This window comes from Spiroplasma kunkelii CR2-3x (assembly GCF_001274875.1).
GTDB classification, from domain to species: domain Bacteria; phylum Bacillota_I; class Bacilli_A; order Mycoplasmatales; family Mycoplasmataceae; genus Spiroplasma; species Spiroplasma kunkelii.
This window is the reverse complement of the sequence record NZ_CP010899.1, coordinates 413,240-431,921: the sequence shown is the minus strand read 5'-3', so window position 1 is coordinate 431,921 and position 18,682 is coordinate 413,240. Positions and strand designations below refer to the sequence as shown.

Sequence of the window (18,682 nt, the reverse complement as noted above, 5' to 3'; positions counted from 1 at the left end):
GTGTGCTTAAATATGGATAAATTAAGTTATATTTATAAAATATTTTAATTTTTTTAAAAAAGAGTTGCATTTTCGAAAAATAATGTTATTTTTAAAAGTAAAAAGATGCAAAAATTACTGCTTGCATTTACAGAATTAATTTTAAATTCTTTTTGAAAATATCAATATCAAATAACTCCAATCGTTCTTTAACACTTAATTTTGTGATTTCTGACCAATAATATTCTTTTTTATCAATAATTTCATCATTTTTTAAATCACGCACAAATTTTTTACCATTGACTATCATACTTATTAGCAAATTCAAGCGGAATAATTATTTTAAAAAACCAAATTCCTAACCCAACATCCGACTTATGTTTTACTCGCTTACCTTCTGCTGTTCGTTCTACTGATTTTGTTTTTAAAATTTCATAATCTGTTATATCTTGAAAAATTCCAATTCGCATAATAAAGAAACGGTTAAAAAAATTAAACCCTTTCTTAATAACTGGTTTTTTCAATGAAATTGGAATAATAATTCCACTTGCTAACTGGCGAATATTGTTTCAAATCATTCCCTCACGCTGAGCAGTAAACAACGCACAATTACCAAAATGTCTCGCTAAAACAATTCACGGTATTTTACCACTATGAACTTTTTTCTCATCGTGAGGACTAGTTCCATCAATATACAAATAACTTTCATCAAATAAAATAACACTATCATCGGGTGGAACTGGTTTTGTTCGATCGGTAAAATCTAAATTTTTAAATGTTAAAACTTTAACTTTATCATCTTCTAACGTATAATTACTATAAATTTCATCTGTCAATAATTTCATAGTTTGCGATAAATAAGTTAAAAGTAATGTTTTACCAGTTCCTAATTTACCAATAATTACCGACAACGGATTATCTCAAATAAATTGAACTAACCGAAAAGCATTTAACTGATAAAAAATATTTTTTCACAATCATCACACAAAATAAACACACTGCAAAGCAAACAACAATCAAAATACTAAACCAACACAATACAAATAAATTATCCAAAATAATAAATAAATTAAACTAAACAAAAGCATTGTATCATTTAATTTTTCATTTAACTTTTTTATAAAAAAATCACGAGCAAATATAATTCTTTTTTGTGAATTTGACAATTTTTCCTTTGGAATTATTGGATTTTTAACTTGTATTACATCTTTTAAAAAAAATTCTATCACTTTCACCTAAATATAATGTTTGTTGTTCGTGTGTTTTAGTAATTCTACCTATATATTTACTTGTAATATCATTGGCAGTCTCTTTTAAATCTTCTAAATTAATACTTTTAAAAAATTTCCTAAAAACTAATAGTAAAATAATAGTTGTTGTCATACGTTGCTGTCCATCAATAATAAAACTCTTTTTTTTCATTAATACTATTATTAACAACTATTTTCCCAAAAAATAGGACTCCATTTCTTCATTAATCATTTCTTCTGTAGTATACCACAGACATTTTAAAGATTACAAGAAAATAACAAAAATAATAAAAATATTTATTTATAATATAAAAATATCATAAAATAAATAAAAAATATAAAATTAAACAAACTAAAAATTAGTTTAAATACAAAACTTAATAATTTAAAATTATTTAATTAAACTATTCAAAAAGTTAAATGGTGTCTGAAAATTTAAAGACTTATGAACTCTTTCAAAATTATAAAAATAATAATAATCATTTAATTTATTCTGTAAACTAACGACATTTAATATTTTTTCTTCAAATACAAATAATTTAGTATAATTTTGATGAAATCTTTCAATCTTGCCGTTTGACTGTGGAGAACGAACGGGTGTTGTCTGATGAAAAATATTTTTATCTGTTAAAAATTGAGTAAAATTAGTTTCTTTAACATTATTTTTTTGATTATTCCGATAATTATTAATAAATTCAGAACCGTTATCAGTTCTAATCCGTGTTATTTTAACACCAAATATATTTTTAAAATCACTAATTGCTTTTTTAACATAATCAATAGCATTATCAATACTTAATTTATCATAAACATATCCTAATGCTAATCTTGTTTTTTCATCAATAAAATCATAAACATAATACTTTTTATCAACTGGAAATTTACTTGGTACAAAATATTTAGCGTCCATCTGTAATAAACCTATTTCTTTAACTTCATATCTTGGATGTTGTTTTTTAATTTCTTTAATTTTATTTTTTATTTTTAATCATCTTTCATCTTTTTTAAGTCAACGAAAAAATGTTTTTAAATTTTTTGGTGCTTTATTTTTTAATTCTTCTCCATGAATCCCTTTTTTTAAATTATAAAACAAAGATAAAACACCACCAGCACACTTATTACAATATTCAAAATATAAATCACAAATATTTTGACGAACATCTTTACTATATTGATAATTAATATTATTAGGAATTGTTGACTTTAATAACAATTTATCAAAATCATTATTTTTATATGCAATTAAAATTCTATTCGCTCAATAATAAAAAGTTGAAAACTTATTTTTAAAATATTTTTTAATTAAATCTTTCAACAAAAATTTATCATTATTAATATAATAATTATTACACAAATTAATATATGAAAATATTTTTTGTTTTATTTTTTTATAATATTTATTTTTATAATTTTTACTTAAAAAATTTTTTAATTTTGCTTGTAAATCAAACAAATTAAAATTATTAATAATATATTTCATTAATTTACACCTACCATCAAAAATATATAAAATTAATATTTAATACAAAATAATTAATATATAATTGATATATAATAAAATCAATTATATATAAAACAATAAAAAGGAACAATATATATGAAAAAATGAATAAGTATTTTAGGAACAATCTGATTAACCGCAACAAGTACAACAACACTAATCAGCTGTGAAAAATCTGAAAAACCAAATAATAATAAAGAAGAAAATAAACCGATAATACCAACACCAGAAGCACAACAACCACCAAAAGATAGTAATTGAAAATTAATTGCTTTAACTTAACTCTTGGATAATGATTTTCTTTATAACGCTCAACATTATCCACAATTTTTTTAGACACATCATACATATTATATTTTACGGCAAAAGCATAAATAAAATCAGTTAAATCATTCAAAAAATTTTCCTTTTTAACATCATAAAATTTTTCAACCATATATGTATTTTTTCAACTATCTCACATTTGATAAAAACTAAAAAAAGATGAACTTGGTTTATCATAAACAAATCCCGTTGAATAACTATCTTGTAAAAAATCCAAATACCATTTATCATTAAACGATAATTTTTTTGATGTTTTTAAAGTTGGATTAATAAAATAATTTGTCTCCGACCAATTTTCAAAAAAACTACTACGTAAAAACATTGTATTAATAAAATCAGTTTCATTAATACCTTTATCAGTACTATTCTCTAGTTTAAGCATATAATGCTTCTCATTTAACGGTCCAAACGCCGTTAAAGTAATAAATGGAATAACCAAACCTAAAAAACTTAAAATAAATATGACAAATAAAGATAACGATTTTTTCATAAAATCAACTCCTAACTATACAATGTTTTTGAAACAATAAACCCAACAATATATAAACTTGATATTGTTAACATTAAGGGATGACTAAATAAAATTGCCATTCTACCAAATAATCAAATCAACCAAGTATCAGAATTATATAAATCCATAATAATATTTTTTGCTGATGTAAATTGATTAATAATAACAGTAATAAAACCAGTTCCAAATATAGCAATTGCCGCCACCAATAAAACTAATTTAATCATTATTTAACACCTCTTTTAATTTTTACTTGTTGTCTAATATTTTGACGTTTAATTTCTCGTTTAACTTGTTGCTTATTACTATTGTGATAAACTTTTTTACCTATTCCAATACCTTTTCGTACGGTTGATGAATATACTTGCGAAACACCATTATTAACTGTTGAACCTAAATTATTATATTGTGTTGATGTACCGTGAATTGCATAAATAGATAACTTAATAACCATAAAAAAGATTAAAAAATAAGCAATTGACGTATTTGTCATCGGTAACTTTGTATTTCAAATTACATCAAAAATAAACAAAAATATATCAAAAACAAAACTAAAAATCTTGTCTCAATTACTATTATTATTTTCAACTAATAAATTAATCATCTTTACTATTTCCTTTCTCTTTTTTAGGTTTTAAATTCTTTTTCAAAATATCAATATCAAATAACTCCAATCGTTCTTTAACACTTAATTTTGTAATTTCTGACCAATAATATTATTTTTTATTAACAATTTCATTATTTTTTAAATCACGCACAAATTTTAATCATTGACTATCATACTTATTGGAAAATTCAAGCGAAATAATTATTTTAAAAAACCGAATTCCTAATCCAACATCCGACTTATGTTTTACTCGTTTACCTTCTGCTGTTCGTTCTACTGATTTTGTTTTTCAAATTTCATAATCCGTTATATCTTGGAAAATTCCAATTCGCATAATAAAAAAACGGTTAAAAAAATTAAATCCTTTTTTAATAATAGGTTTTTTCAATGAAATTGGAATAATAATCCCACTTGCTAACTGACGAATATTATTTCAAATCATACCCTCACGCTGAGCAGTAAACAACGCACGATTACCAAAATGTCTCGCTAAAACAATTCACGGTATTTTACCACTATGAACTTTTTTCTCATCGTGAGGACTAGTTCCATCAATATACAAATAACTTTCATCAAATAAAATAACACTATCATCTGGGGGAACTAGTTTTGTTCGGTCAGTAAAATCTAAATTCTTAAATGTTAAAACTTTTACTTTATCATCTTCTAACGGATAATTACTATAAATTTCATCTGTCAATAATTTCATAACTTGCGATAAATAAGTTAAAAGTAATGTTTTACCAGTTCCTAATTTACCAATAATTACCGACAACGGATTATCTCAAATAAATTGAACTAACCGAAAAGAATTTAACTGATAAAAAATATTTTTTCACAATCATCACACAAAATAAACACACTGCAAAGCAAACAACAATCAAAATACCAAACCAACACAATATAAAGAAATTATCCAAAATAATAAATCAATTAAACTAAATAAAATCATTGAACCACTAATATAACAATAATTTTTAAAGAAAAATATAAATTTTTTCATTTTACCTCCAATAGTTATTTATAATTAAACTAGTATTATTATGGTTTTTTCTCCCCACAAATCAAAAAATAGAGTGATAAAAATTAAGAAAATTTTAAAAATAATTTCAATATTATTGCCTATTATTGCCTATTATTGGAATTATAAACTTTTTAATCAACCCTATCGGAAAATTAATTACTACAATTAATTTTGTAGAATGAATATTTAAAAATATTAATCAAATAAATGCAAAAGAAATATTTTTTACAACATTATTTATATTAATAATTATTGCATTCATAATGAAAATATATATTATATTCAAAAAAAGATTTTAAAATTTTGTGGGGAGAGAAAACCATAATAATAACAAAATTTAATTATTTAAAACAACTAACTATTTTAAAAACCATTCACAAGAAAAACCAAGTTAAGAACAAAATAACAATTCAAATACCAACCATTAAAGTTAAATATTCATTTTGCGTTAAATTCCACATTGTAATAGTTTCAACATTTGTTTTATCTATAAACAAAAATATATGAATAAAAAACTCTTTTAATTTAATTCAATCATTTTGCATATTTAAAAACTCCACATTTTTTGAATAAGTTTAAAAAACATTCCAAAAAACAAAACAATAAATAACACAAACGATATAACATATAAAAACTCAGGGGCATTTGCACCAATAATATAACTAACAAATTGAACTCAATAATCATATAAACTCATTTAATTTAAATCTTCCAAATCTTTAATTAATTGTTGCTCTTTTTCAACAGTTCAATTTATTAAATTATTATTATTATTATTATTTGCTTTTACTTTTTTAGGTTCACTTGAAAATAACGCTTATTTCATTTTAGTAAAATAATATTGTTTATATTGATTATATAAATTGATTAAGGCTGTTCCAATTAAATATTTTCAAATATTTCTCTTTAAATTTTCATCATACTTTATAATAGGATAAGAATTATCATAAATCAAACCAATTGCTACTTGCTCTGAATGTTTTTCACTCGGATAAATAAACTTATTACTCAACCAAAAACCAATATGGCGATTATGATTGGGTAAATTAATAAAACTTGCTTTATCTGTTGTAAAAGGGATAAATTCCTTACTAATAAAATAATTTTCTATATTCTGATTTTTCTTAATATAATTACTCAATTTTATCAACTCCTTCAATTTGTCAATATTGAATTAATTTTTCTTTTTCAACATCAAAATCCACCTTAATTTCAAAAATATATTTTATATGCATAATAATCATAAAAATAAATGATATAAAAGCAAATACAGACATAATAATTTCAAAGAATGGAAAATCTTTACCATAACTTAATATTGAAAGATAAATAAATAAACTTAAAATAAATAAATTAATAATATGTCCAAAAAAACAAATCAAATTTAATCAAAAAATATCTTTAATAAAATCTCTCTTTATTTTTTTATATTCCTTAGTTGTTTTAAATTTCATATCCATAATATAATCTCCTAACTAAATATTTGTTGTAAATTAACAGCTCACAACTTAACTAGAAAAATTAAACACTTATTTAGAAAACATTTACAGCTGTAAATTAACAGTTCACAACTTAACTAGAAAAATTAAACACTTATTTAGAAAACATTTACAGCTTAATAAACAATGTTATAAATAATGTTCGTATAATGTTTATTTATTGTAATAAACAATGATTATTAACAATGTTATAAAAAATGTTAATATATTGTTTATTTAATGTTTAATAAACACTGTTAATAAACATTGTTAAATATATAAAATAATAAAAATTGGCACACTGAAAATAACTATTAAGAACTTTAATAGTAAATATAATAAGTTCATTTTTCTATTTAATAAATTCATTTTTTACATCAAATCACATATAAAAACTAGTGTGCCACAGTTAAAATATATGATAAATAATAAATACTAAACTCCTTTAACCATAATACGGAAAAAATTTAATATTTTTATAATACAAAATATAGCAAACGGAATTAAAATAATTCACGCTTCACCTAAGAAAACCATTATCTCAGGTAAAATATTTGTTACACCATCTTTAACTTTTCATAATGCACTAGTTAATCCAGTTCAAATACCAGTCATACCCTCAGTCATAGTTTTAGGTGTATTTGCTAAAAAATTAACTGCTGTTGTTAAATACATACCTAACATTATTTTTTATCCTCCTTTCTTTCAATTTCTTTTTAATCTTTTTTATTTCGTTCAATTTGACGAATTTTTTGATAAATTCCTAAACCAATATAAAGAAAAATCCCCAATACAATAAGAACACTAAATATTGTCGTTAATCAAGTTGGCATATTACATCTCCTCTCTAAAAATTAAAAAATTGAAATTTGCAAACTCACTCCGCTCGTTGTCGCTTCGCTCCATTAAAAAACATTATTGAATAAATTATTCCGCTAATAAATTACGCGGAATAATTTATTCTTTTATTTTTTAATTTCAATATATTTTGCAATCTTATTAACAGTATTAATAACATTATCTTTACCATAATTTTTAACTAGCGACCGCAAAATAAAATATTGCTTTGTTTGCATAATTTCAACTCCTTAAATTAAAAATATTAAAAAAATTTACTTTCCAAAACTGTAAAAACCAAAAATACAAAATGTGTGTGGTTTCTACAATTAATCATTTCTTCTAAATCTATTCATAAATCAATAAGTTCTTCTTTATCTCATGAATATTCTCTTTGAGAATCAGGTATTCAGTAAGTATCACCAAAAATAAGAGAACCTATTTTCTTAATTTCAGAACTCTTGATTGACATATTTTTCACCTATTTTTAAATTTCTCGTTTAATATAATATGAATTAAAATAAATAGCATTTAATATTTTCCACATGGCATAGTTTTTGTATAATAATTATAACATTCTAAAATATAATGTTAATAGATATTTAAAAAGTTCATGGAAAGGTGTTATTTTATAACACATTTCCATGAACCTAAATAATAATATATTTGTTATTCATTAATGATTCCACATTTCATGATAATTCTTGTGAGTAATTCGTGGTAAAATTGTTTCTCTTCGACCAATAAAAGGATAATCAAAATAAAGAATTGCTTTCCAAAATATTGGCATAATAATAACAAATCAAATAAGAGTAAAGACTGGGACTCATAAGAAATTAGTTCCTTTGGCCACTGGAATAATTCCTCTGTAAATAAAATCAATTAAACCATTAACAAACGATACTAAAATGTGCACATCAAGCATCGACATAAATAAACCATTAAGACCAGCAAGTGGCGTATAAACACAAAAATATAACATTGGTGAAACAAAGAAAGTAAATAAATTAATAATAACATTATTCCCTGTTAAAATGGTAACCACCACAATTGCTGTCATTAAAATTGCTGTTGGCATACGGTTTTCTTTTTTACTAGTTAAAATAATGGCCGTACTAATTGCTAACGAATCACCAAAAACAAACGCATAATTTGGTGGTAATTTTAGTTGTAATAATTGACCAAAATTACTAGATAAAAACCAATTATAAGTTTGCGCAGAATAACCATTTACTTGTGGTAACCGGTCAATTGGTAGTAAGTTAAGTCAATCTAAAATTGTTAAATGACGTTCTTCAAATGTTGGTTGGTTAATAAAATCCCACATTTTTTGAATTGTGGCATTATTCCAAGTATCATCAAAAATATTGTGTATTCAACCATAATGCACGGCAATATTTTTGAATAAATTTTCAAACTCTGTTTGACTTAATAATTCAACATTTGGGTTAATAAATAAATTAGTAACAAGATCTTTAAAACCAAATGGAATTAATAATGTATTTAATAGTTCATAAACAAAAGCAGCTCCTAAAAAATGGTTTGCATTTTGTTGTCACATTCATTGATAAATATGGTTTAAAACAATTGCAATTACAATTCATAGTAATAAAAAAAATAACGCTAAGAACATATTTGCTAAAACAACAAGTAAGGTAACAAATGGAAAACCATTTAATAAACCAAATGCTTTTGCCAAGCGTAAATCAATACACTTAATGTAAATGTATGATGAAATAATTCCTACTGTTATTCCCCCTAAAATTGACGTATTTAAAGTAACAAGGCCAAAACTTGAGCCTAAAAACATTGCTAAATTTTCACCTTGGTAAAAGAAGAGAATACTTGTTACATAAAGTTTTCCTTCTGGGGTTATTTTATATTGAATTAATGCATATTGCATCACAATGAAAAATAAAAAGCCAATAACAGCAATTGCTACAGCTTTTACATTGTTGGTAATACTAATCACTGTTACTAAACAAAAGATAATTGATAAATTGTTAAAGACTGCTTTTCCAATCTTAATACAAACATCCCCAATCGTTAGGGCAACAAGATTACTAGTATATTCTTGTAAAATCATGCCAATTCCATAAATTAAAACAATTAATAATAATGGAATAATTATTAAAGTAATAATTTTAATAAAATATTCATAAATATTTCTAATTTTAATTTTATTACTATTATTACTATAGCCTTTTCCGTTTTTTCTAATTTGATACAACTTATCAATTTTCAAAATTATTATCCTTTCTTTACAAACAAATTATTTTTTTATTCATGGTAAAACTGGATTTTGTCAGTTTCTGAACTAAAAAATGGATAAGGCTTAATATATTGTTGTGAAATATTGATATTATATAAAACACCAAAATTAATAATCTTCTTGTCTTCTTTTACTTGGCCAAGAACCGATAAACGAATAAAATCAGTAATATATTTTGATTCAATTGTCTTAATTATAAATTGACCATTTTGTTCTTGTAATTTAAAATCAGCAGTGTTAAAAGTATATTTTGACAAATCTTCTTTTTTTTGGTCTCCTTTTAAATTAGTTTTCATACTTAATGTAGTAAATTTAAATTTTGGATATTTTTGAACAAATTCTGCTCAAGTATTAGCATAGTTTCCATATTCAAAAACTAAAGATTTTTGTTTATTGACAAAACCAGAGGCAAGTTTTTGCGCAGGAAAAGTATCTGTTCCTGTCATACTTGCAATACTATATTCTACTACCTCTTGTACAAATTCATGCGTTTGAACTGTTGAAGTTCCTTTATTAATATTTGGCATACCTGCAACTGAAGTCGTTGTCGCTGCAATCATTCCTAAAGTAAATATTTTCATATTTAAAAACTCCTTTTTGTATATATTAAATTGATATTGTTGATAATTGATACATAGTTAATACATGGTTGATATAAAAATAGGAAATCCTATGAGATAATAATACCATATTTTTAAAAAAGAAAAAATATCATAAATTTAACATAAAAAAGACTTAAAAAGTCCTCCTAAATATTACTTATTTTAATGCTGCAAGAGCAACATTTAAAGCTTCATGTAATTGTGTCGCTGATTTTTCAAATTTAACTTGCTCTTCTTTTGTTAATTTTCACTCAATAATTTCTTCAATCCCATTAACACCAATAACTGCTGGTACACCAATGTAAGTTCCCATAACATTATATTCACCTTCACATTTTGCACCAATTAAAAAGGTTGATCTTTCATCATTTAAAATTGCTTTTGCAATTGATGATAAACATATACCAATTCCATAAAAAGTTGCTTTTTTCAAATCAATGATCGTATAAGCCATTTTCATCATTTGTTGGTGCATATCTTCTAAATCTTTTTCTGTTAATTTTCCTTCTGCCACAAAATCAGCAATTGATTTTTGCATAATTGAAGCTTTTGATCAAACAGAAACTGAAGAATCACCATGTTCACCCAAAACATAAGCATTAACACTAGATGGAGAAATGTTTAATTTATTACCAACTAATCTTCTTAAACGTGCTGAATCTAAAGTTGTTCCTGAAGAAATAACTTTATTTTTTGCATAACCAGTTACTTTTTGATAAACTGATGCCAGAACATCCACCGGATTTGAAGCAATTAGTGTAACACCCTTAAAACCTGAGGCTTTAATTTTTAAAGCAATATCTTGTATAATTTTTGCATTATCAACAACCATATCTAATCGTGTTTCACCATCTCGTTGTGGTTTTCCTGCTGTAATAACAATTAAATCAGCATTTTTACAATCACTATAATCACCAGCTTTAATTGTACTAAAACGATTTTCTAAAACAGCAGATGCATCTGATAAATCAATAGCATTCCCTTCTGCTGCTTGTCGAAACGCATCAATTAGCACATAATGTTGTGCAATCCCTCTGTTCATTGCTGAATATAAAAAGCTGTTTCCAACCATTCCACATCCAACTAAAACTACTTTTCTCGTTGAATTTTCCATATTTTTTCTCCTTTTAAAAATCTCCTACATTTATTATATACAAAAAATAAAAAATTTTTTTAAAAAGATTCAAAATAGATGGGTTTTTATAATTAAAATTATAAAAAAGATATTTTTTATTATAAATTCTGTTTTTTTCTTTTTCTACTTTACATGACAATAAATTAATAAATATCAATGGTAATTAGGTATTTTACTTTGAAATAGTTTATCATTTTTACAAACCATATACCAAAATCCAATTTGTTTTCTTTCACACTTTAAAATTCAAAATAAAAAGGAGAATTTATGAGAGGCACTATTAAAAATATTATTTTTAATAAATATTAGTAACATTCCCTTAATAATAAATAAATGTGTTTTAATTCTATTACTATAAAATGACAGCGGACTAAAATGATTATTAAATATTCAAACAATTAATATACGTTATATTCTACTATAAAATGACAGCGGACTAAAAGTTAAATTTATTATACTAAAAAAGATGTTAATTAAATAATAAATTACATTTATCAAAAAAGTTTTTTCTACATTATCAACAATAATATTAATATCTAAATTTTTTAAAAACAAATATACAAAAATAAAATTAGCCTTAGTTACTTCTAAACATAATTCTGGTTTTTCTAAAGCAAATGTATTTTGATCTTAAATTTTTAATGATATTTTATCTCAATAAATAATATGTAAAATTAATAAAATATTATTTTTGATATAATTATTGTTTTCATAAAGAACACATCATCTTCTGTTAAAACATAACTTAAATCTTTTACAAAAATTTCATAATCAATATACTATCAGATTCTGAAAAAGCATAAATTGCAATTGTTTTAATAATTGTTTTAATAATAATTGAATTAATATTTTCAAAAGAAAATATCTTATTTTTTTTTAAAAAATACACTTGCTAAATTTTTTCAAAGAAAAAAGTAAACAAAACAGGGCAATTGCTAACAATTAATTATAATTACACTTTTCTCACTTAATAAATTTTTAACTTCATTAACTAAATTTCATAATGATTTAATTTGTTGATCTAAAATAAACACCAAAGGACGTAATTTATCTTGTAAATCACTATATTTTATAAAATATTCAATAATAATATTCGTAACTGATATGAACTATATTTTGCTGAATAAATTATTGCATTTTCTAAATCATAAAGATTAAATTAATAATTTATCAACAATTCCTTCCACTGATAAATTTGAAAAATTATATTTTAAAACCAATTCACTACTAATAATTTTAGTGTTGATTGAAATTAAATCTGTTTCTAATAAAATTAAATTAAATAAAGGATTTAATTTTTGTAATAACTCAACAGTTTCATTATATTTATCATTATTTAAAATAATTTCATTAATTGTCTTTATTAATTTATTTTGAAAATTAGATGTTTTTGTTAACTTAATTTCTTCAAGCAAATCCATTTTCTATTTTAAATAAATAATTTGATAGTCCCCAAATCCAATGATTTTATCATTAAAAGAAAATGTACTATCTTTGCCTAAAAAACTGGCATATATTTATTTTAGTAATTTGGTTTTGCCACTATTATTTTCCTCTATAATTAAAAATTTATTATTATATAATTTAAATGTCTTTATTTCTTTATTATTGTCTTTAAAAGTTAAAACAGTATAATCAATTTTATAATTCTAGAACCATTTTTGTTGTCATATATTTTTCTTGATGACTTTTACTACCAACTAATATTTTAATTGACTCATATTGTTTTTCTGTAATAATTAAAATTCGAATATTACCTCTTGGTGGTTTATTAAACATTGATAAAAACATTGGTGAAATTACTGATTAAAATAGTTATCAACAAAGTCGTGTAAAACAGTTTATTGATTTATCTTTATATTCTGTTTTGCAGGAAAATATTAGAGTTCAACAAGGTGGTAGTGCAGATTATGAAAATCCGAATAAGGTTGGAACAAAGCGGATAATTTTTAATTTTGAAACGGTTGATGAATTGGATGTTAAAAATATTAAAAAGCAATTTATCGAATGATTTTAACTGTTGATGAAGCAAATTTAATTATTTCGGGTAGTTTAGAGTTGAATAATGTTAATATTGATTATTTAAGTTTTAATTTTAGTTTTATGCGAACAGGAACGGGTGAAGTTTTTAATTTTAATGGTTCAATTTATTCATCATTAAATAGTAAAGATTTAAAATATTATCAACAATTTAGCGGTCAGTTTGATTTATCTAAGTTTTTACAGTCGTTTTTTGCAAGTGCTTTGGTGCCAGTGTTTCAAAATCGTAGTTCGTTTATTGAAAATGGATATATTGATAATTTACAGTATGATACTGTTTTAGTTAACTTTTTTGCGTTGAAATTGCAAAATTTTAATAATTTTTTTGAGTGAAAATATTAACTATAAATTACAATTTGATAAATTATTAAATAGTATGTTTAAGATTTCACAAAAATTTTATACTAATTATTTACGTACGATTTTTGTTTTAGAGAATAACACTTATGTTCAAGGTTATAATAAAAAATATGGTTTATTAGTAAATAATGGTTTTAAAATTTATCCACGATAATTTTTATTTTTCAGATAAATATAAGCAATTAGATATTAAATTATATTCAGCATTTAAAAATCGGTTTTTAATTATGATTTTTCGGTTACAAATGAATATAATATTAACTCAAATTCGGGTTATGTTTTTGGCGATAATTTACAAAATAAATATGGTTTGCAATATAAAAAAATTGAAGAACAAAAAAATGGTTATAATGTTTTTGAATTGTAAGAACAAAAAGAGAATGATATGTACCGATATTATGATTTTAATTTTGGAATTTATAATTGACAAGAAATTAATAACGGTGGGTTGTTCCCCAATAAACAATGATGACGGGTACAATATATAACGCCGGAGGGTTGATGAGATTTTGGTGCTCATATTAAAAATACGGTCATTTGAATTGTTAATACTATTCCCGGAGTTAAACAAGTTAACGAATTAGCGAGCGGTGTTGGTAAGGTTTTTGAAACAGTATATAGTTTTTTTAGTCAAATATTTGAGGTATGAAAATTTAATCCAGCATTGTATAGTACAATAACAAATATTTTTTTATTAATTATTTTTATGAAATTTGTGCAATTAATATAAAAAAAAGAACTGTTATTCAGTTCCTTTTTGTTCTTTTCAATCAGTAATTTAACCGGTGTTTTTATCAATGGTAGTTATTTGTGGTTAATTATTTAATTTTCATTTATATATAATATCCATTGGATAACCAGTACTATTTTCAAAGTTTTTTGAACTATTAATTTTTTCTATTATTCATAAATTAAAACTTTTATAAATTATTTATATTTTTTTAAGTTAACGAAAAAATTTTTTTAAATTTTTTGGTTCTTTATTTTTTTAATTTTTCTCCATGAATTCCTTTTTTTTAATTATAAAACAAAGATAAAACACCACCAGCACACTTATTACAATATTTAAAATATAAATCACAAATATTTTTGCGAATATGATTACTATATTGATAATTAATATTTAATATTATGTGGTAACGTTCATTTTAATAATAATTCATCAAAATAATTATTCTTATATGCAATTAAAATTTTATTCGCTCAATAATAAAAAAGTTGAAAATTTATTTTTAAAATATTTTTTAATTAAATCTTTCGATAAAAATTTACCACTATTAACATAATAATCATTACATAAATTAATATATGAAAATATTTTTTGTTTTATTCTTTTATTATAATATTTATTTTTATAATTTTTACTTAAAAAATTCTTTAATTTTACCTGTAAATAAAACAAATTAAAATTATTAATAATATATTTCATTAATTTACAACTACCATCAAAAATATATAAAATTAATATTTAATACGAATAATTAATATATGATAAAATCAATTATATAAAACAATAAAAAGGAACAATTTATATTAAAAAATGACTTAGCATACTTTTTCACTAGCGACCACAAAATAAAATATTGCTTTGTTTGCATAATTTCAACTCCTTAATTAAAAATATTAAAAAAAATTTACTTTCCAAAACTGTAAAAATCAAAAATACAAAATATGTGTGGTTTCTACACTCCGCAACTTTTACCCCTTTAAGTACGGTGGTAATAAGGAATTTAAAAAGGTTATTTAATTGAAAGTTTAAAAGATATTGATGAAAATTTAATTAAGCATTTTGATTATTTACATCCTTCAATTGCTACTGCAAAACAAAAAAGGAATGTGCCAATTATTAAAAAACTTAATCTACGCTTAAATCTTTGAACTTTTAAAAATAATAAAGATGTGAAAGTAATTAATAATTTATATGATAAAACTTTTATTCATGGTTATATTAGCGACAATGCTACTTTAAATCCTAATTTAAAATAACATTTGTTATTTTAAAAAGGAAGTAAAAAATGAAAAATAATAAGCAAAAAAAGTCTTAATCGTAAAAATAATTAATATTATTGCTATCTTAGCTTTAACTGATGTTTTAATAATGACTGTCCCATTTTATTTAAAAAATGTTATTTCTTCTGTTAAAATTGCTGATGGTTTAGGAATCACTGCTTCTGAATTCTCACAAGCAAATGCCATTTATGGTTATGTTGCGTTATTAAGTTATTTTGTTAGCGATTATTTTGCTGACCGATTTAATTTAAAAAAATTAACATTGCTTGGATTAAGAGGAATTGGAATTGTTAGTATTTGATATGGTGTAATTCCCTTTATAAATAGTGAGAAAATCATTCAAGTATACATTATTTTTTCGTTATGAAGTTTTATTACCTGTTTTTTTTAAAGCGCCTTATGAAAAATACTTTCAGAACAAGGAACACCAGCTGAAAATGGAAAATTAAATGTAATACATGGTAGTTTAAACGGTATAATTGGAACAATTTTAATTGCCTTTGCTTATTTATAGTCTTTTGATTATTTGAAAATGTTTGAACAGCATCATTAGGTAATTGAGAATTTAGCACATTAGTTTTTATTTTTACGGGTTTAATTTTTATTAATTGTTTATTATTATGAAAATTTGTTCCTGATTTAAATCACAACTCTAATCAAGTTACTACTTTTTAAATTAAAGATCTTGGAAAAACATTAAATAATTTTAAATTATGAATTGTAACGTTATTAATTATGGGGGGTTATATGTATCAATCAGGATTAAGTATTTTTGTTACTTTTATGCAAGATGCTTTAAAAATTATTCCAATTATTGTGGTTATTGTTGGAATTTTACGAACATATTTTTTCCGCTTTTTATTTAGTGCTCCCGCTGGAAAACTAGCTGATGCTACACAAAAATACATTTTATTTATTGTTATTGGTTTAACCTGCGCTTCAATTATTACAATCACTGCAATTAGTTTACCTCTAGATACACCAAAACTTCTTTTTAAACATTAAGTAACACCTGAAAAATAGCTATTCAAGGTATTATTATTATTATTATTTTATACTTAATGCTAGGAATTATTTGTTGAGCCTTAGTTACTAATCGATGAGCAACTATTTCTGAAATTAATATAAGTCAAAAAGAATATGCTGCCTCAGTTGGTTTAATTTCATTTATTGCTTTTTCCCCGATGCTTAATTTTGACAAATTGATTCTCTCTTATTAAAAAATTATGGAACCGAAGCCGGCTATCTTTATAATAAACTAGCTAACCAAATTAGTTTAGCAATTATTACTGCAATTGGTTTATTCGCAACAATTAGTGGTTTTGTTTTATTACTAGTTTTACAAAAAGAAAAAAAGCAATAAATTATAATGTTGCTTAATTTAACTTATTTCTTAACTTTCTTTTGTGCCTTAGCTGCTTTTTTTAGTCAACGAAGGTTATGAGCTTCAACTAGTGTAATTTCTGTTATTTTTTCACGACCATTAAATAAAATTAAGCCAACAGTCAAACAAAAGACCGGACCAATAATTCAAATTCAAGTAAAGAACATTAAAGTAATCATTAATAAAGCACCAGCTAGTCGTGCTCCAATTTTACCTTTTAAAGCAAAAATAAAGCAAAAAATAAAACCAATTAATGCAAAAATTGCAATACAAATAAAGGCAATTAAAACCCGACTATCAATGTTATAATACTCAATAAAATCATATCTTATCATGGATTCAATATTAGAACTTTGCTGAGGAAAAAAATTATCATAAATAATTGCCCTATCAAGAACAATAATATCAATGATAATATTAAAGACTAAAACAATAATTCCTATAATAAAACCAATGATGGTAAACTTATTAGTTTTCATCACATATTGAATTGAAACAATTTTAACATTTTTGTTTCGATAATAACGGAAGTACAATAAATTATTAATGAAAATATAAAAATATTGTAATGAAACTGAAACAACACAAATTACTACTAATGCTGTAGCAACCATAAAATCACCACCAAGTTTAAAATAATTTAAGAAAAAGTATGGAAAAAGAATTCTAGGGTCTTTGCCATCTAAATGTCGATAAGTTCCTCGTATTAAAATAATTATTAAATATGCTACCATATATAACATAATTAATCATAAATACTTTTTGTGATGTTCTTCATAATGATAATAATGATCACCAGCTGTTAAAACATAACTTGTAATCATTATAACTGGCATCACTAAATGTAAAATTACTGTTGCCACTCAGTGATAAGGACGATATTGTGCTGCTTGATTTTTTTGACCAACAATACCAACTCAAAAAACTAACATTGTAATTGTAATGTACGTTGTAACTGCTAATTGAATCACATAGTGTGGTTTTGTATTTTTAAATTTTGATTCAAACAAATATAAGAAAAAATATAGAGCAACAATATAATTTGTTTGCGTTGTAAAAAAAGAATAATAATTAGAAATTCTTTCACTATAACCTAAGTGTGCAAATTTTGGTTGTGGATAATAAATTGCCATGATTAAATCAAGCAATAAAAATAAACTTAAAATAATTAAAGCTCCCAAACGTAAATAAAAATGAACGCGAGGATTTCACTTGAACATTGTATAACTCCTTTAACATCAAATCATATAATATATATTTTAGTCATTTTTTATGTAAAGACAAGTAGGCATTATTATTTTATTTTTCATAATTTCCTTACTATTTTACTAAATTTAAATCTATTTTTTAAATTTTTTTCTTCTAACA

General features: G+C 23.0%; 20 protein-coding genes and 5 pseudogenes. 4 read left to right on the top strand and 21 right to left on the bottom strand.

The window, feature by feature from the left end; translation table 4 throughout:
• Positions 1-127: 127 nt before the first annotated feature.
• From SKUN_RS02320 to SKUN_RS02240, 19 genes and pseudogenes are all read right to left on the bottom strand, one after another.
• Positions 128-1,067 (bottom strand): annotated as a pseudogene (locus SKUN_RS02320) (hypothetical protein).
• A 103-nt stretch (positions 1,068-1,170) separates the two neighbouring features.
• Positions 1,171-1,401 (bottom strand): DUF262 domain-containing protein, encoded by a 231-nt coding sequence (locus SKUN_RS02315; RefSeq protein WP_053390691.1) that lies wholly within the window; start codon positions 1,399-1,401, stop codon positions 1,171-1,173.
• A gap of 219 nt (positions 1,402-1,620) precedes the next feature.
• On the bottom strand, positions 1,621-2,709 hold the full coding sequence (locus SKUN_RS02310; RefSeq protein WP_053390690.1) for an IS481 family transposase: 1,089 nt from the start codon (positions 2,707-2,709) through the stop codon (positions 1,621-1,623).
• A gap of 289 nt (positions 2,710-2,998) precedes the next feature.
• Positions 2,999-3,544, bottom strand: a pseudogene (locus SKUN_RS11585) (spiroplasma phage ORF1-like family protein); the annotation flags it as partial.
• 11 nt (positions 3,545-3,555) lie between these two features.
• The gene (locus tag SKUN_RS02300; RefSeq protein ID WP_053390637.1) at positions 3,556-3,792 is read right to left on the bottom strand and encodes a hypothetical protein; all 237 of its coding nucleotides are present in this window, start codon (positions 3,790-3,792) and stop codon (positions 3,556-3,558) included.
• The gene (locus SKUN_RS02295) at positions 3,792-4,169 is read right to left on the bottom strand and encodes a hypothetical protein (protein WP_053390688.1); all 378 of its coding nucleotides are present in this window, start codon (positions 4,167-4,169) and stop codon (positions 3,792-3,794) included. The genes SKUN_RS02300 and SKUN_RS02295 overlap by 1 nt, the downstream gene beginning before the upstream one ends.
• Positions 4,162-5,175: pseudogene (locus SKUN_RS02290) on the bottom strand (hypothetical protein). Before SKUN_RS02290 ends, SKUN_RS02295 begins: the two are co-directional and overlap by 8 nt.
• Positions 5,176-5,537: 362 nt before the next feature.
• Positions 5,538-5,741, bottom strand: coding sequence for a DUF2649 family protein (locus SKUN_RS02285; RefSeq protein WP_053390687.1), 204 nt, complete (start codon positions 5,739-5,741; stop codon positions 5,538-5,540).
• A gap of 2 nt (positions 5,742-5,743) precedes the next feature.
• Positions 5,744-5,893 (bottom strand): hypothetical protein, encoded by a 150-nt coding sequence (locus SKUN_RS09110; protein WP_015967972.1) that lies wholly within the window; start codon positions 5,891-5,893, stop codon positions 5,744-5,746.
• Positions 5,894-6,337, bottom strand: a pseudogene (locus SKUN_RS02280) (DUF3627 domain-containing protein).
• Entirely contained in the window at positions 6,330-6,656 is a 327-nt protein-coding gene (locus SKUN_RS02275) for a hypothetical protein (protein ID WP_053390685.1), read from the bottom strand. The pseudogene SKUN_RS02280 and the gene SKUN_RS02275 overlap by 8 nt, the downstream one beginning before the upstream one ends.
• A 453-nt stretch (positions 6,657-7,109) precedes the next feature.
• Positions 7,110-7,358 (bottom strand): hypothetical protein, encoded by a 249-nt coding sequence (locus tag SKUN_RS02270; protein WP_053390684.1) that lies wholly within the window; start codon positions 7,356-7,358, stop codon positions 7,110-7,112.
• Between the two features lie 32 nt (positions 7,359-7,390).
• On the bottom strand, positions 7,391-7,507 hold the full coding sequence (locus tag SKUN_RS08235; RefSeq protein ID WP_083436088.1) for a hypothetical protein: 117 nt from the start codon (positions 7,505-7,507) through the stop codon (positions 7,391-7,393).
• A gap of 269 nt (positions 7,508-7,776) precedes the next feature.
• Positions 7,777-7,983 carry a hypothetical protein gene (locus tag SKUN_RS02265; protein WP_053390683.1) on the bottom strand — a complete coding sequence of 69 codons (207 nt, stop codon included), beginning with the start codon at positions 7,981-7,983 and terminating at the stop codon, positions 7,777-7,779.
• Positions 7,984-8,187: 204 nt separating this feature from the next.
• Positions 8,188-9,756, bottom strand: a complete 1,569-nt coding sequence (locus SKUN_RS02260; RefSeq protein ID WP_053390682.1) for a PTS transporter subunit EIIC — start codon at positions 9,754-9,756, stop codon at positions 8,188-8,190.
• Between the two features lie 35 nt (positions 9,757-9,791).
• Positions 9,792-10,364, bottom strand: coding sequence for a hypothetical protein (locus tag SKUN_RS02255; protein WP_053390681.1), 573 nt, complete (start codon positions 10,362-10,364; stop codon positions 9,792-9,794).
• A 178-nt stretch (positions 10,365-10,542) separates the two neighbouring features.
• The gene (locus tag SKUN_RS02250) at positions 10,543-11,499 is read right to left on the bottom strand and encodes an L-lactate dehydrogenase (protein WP_053390680.1); all 957 of its coding nucleotides are present in this window, start codon (positions 11,497-11,499) and stop codon (positions 10,543-10,545) included.
• Positions 11,500-12,674: 1,175 nt separating this feature from the next.
• The gene (locus tag SKUN_RS02245; protein ID WP_053390679.1) at positions 12,675-12,941 is read right to left on the bottom strand and encodes a hypothetical protein; all 267 of its coding nucleotides are present in this window, start codon (positions 12,939-12,941) and stop codon (positions 12,675-12,677) included.
• Between the two features lie 220 nt (positions 12,942-13,161).
• The gene (locus SKUN_RS02240) at positions 13,162-13,299 is read right to left on the bottom strand and encodes a CRISPR-associated endonuclease Cas2 (protein WP_200903011.1); all 138 of its coding nucleotides are present in this window, start codon (positions 13,297-13,299) and stop codon (positions 13,162-13,164) included.
• Between SKUN_RS02240 and SKUN_RS11735 the strand changes: the two are divergent.
• Positions 13,298-14,650 (top strand): annotated as a pseudogene (locus tag SKUN_RS11735) (spiroplasma phage ORF1-like family protein); the annotation flags it as partial. The gene SKUN_RS02240 and the pseudogene SKUN_RS11735 sit on opposite strands and share 2 nt — an antisense overlap.
• 465 nt (positions 14,651-15,115) lie before the next feature.
• Here SKUN_RS11735 and SKUN_RS09735 read toward each other — a convergent pair.
• Positions 15,116-15,349 carry a hypothetical protein gene (locus SKUN_RS09735; protein ID WP_200903006.1) on the bottom strand — a complete coding sequence of 78 codons (234 nt, stop codon included), beginning with the start codon at positions 15,347-15,349 and terminating at the stop codon, positions 15,116-15,118.
• 407 nt (positions 15,350-15,756) lie between these two features.
• On the opposite strand from SKUN_RS09735, the gene SKUN_RS10340 reads away from it, so the two are divergent.
• The 3 genes from SKUN_RS10340 (at position 15,757) to SKUN_RS10330 (ending at position 16,935) form a co-directional block, all read left to right on the top strand.
• Positions 15,757-15,906 carry a hypothetical protein gene (locus tag SKUN_RS10340; protein ID WP_235511295.1) on the top strand — a complete coding sequence of 50 codons (150 nt, stop codon included), beginning with the start codon at positions 15,757-15,759 and terminating at the stop codon, positions 15,904-15,906.
• A 112-nt stretch (positions 15,907-16,018) separates the two neighbouring features.
• Complete coding sequence (locus SKUN_RS10335) at positions 16,019-16,321, top strand: MFS transporter (RefSeq protein WP_235511294.1); 303 nt, start codon at positions 16,019-16,021, stop codon at positions 16,319-16,321.
• Positions 16,322-16,677: 356 nt separating this feature from the next.
• Positions 16,678-16,935, top strand: coding sequence for a hypothetical protein (locus tag SKUN_RS10330; protein ID WP_235511293.1), 258 nt, complete (start codon positions 16,678-16,680; stop codon positions 16,933-16,935).
• A gap of 381 nt (positions 16,936-17,316) precedes the next feature.
• On the opposite strand, the gene SKUN_RS02215 is transcribed toward SKUN_RS10330, so the two are convergent.
• Positions 17,317-18,534 (bottom strand): hypothetical protein, encoded by a 1,218-nt coding sequence (locus SKUN_RS02215; RefSeq protein ID WP_053390678.1) that lies wholly within the window; start codon positions 18,532-18,534, stop codon positions 17,317-17,319.
• Positions 18,535-18,682: the final 148 nt, after the last annotated feature.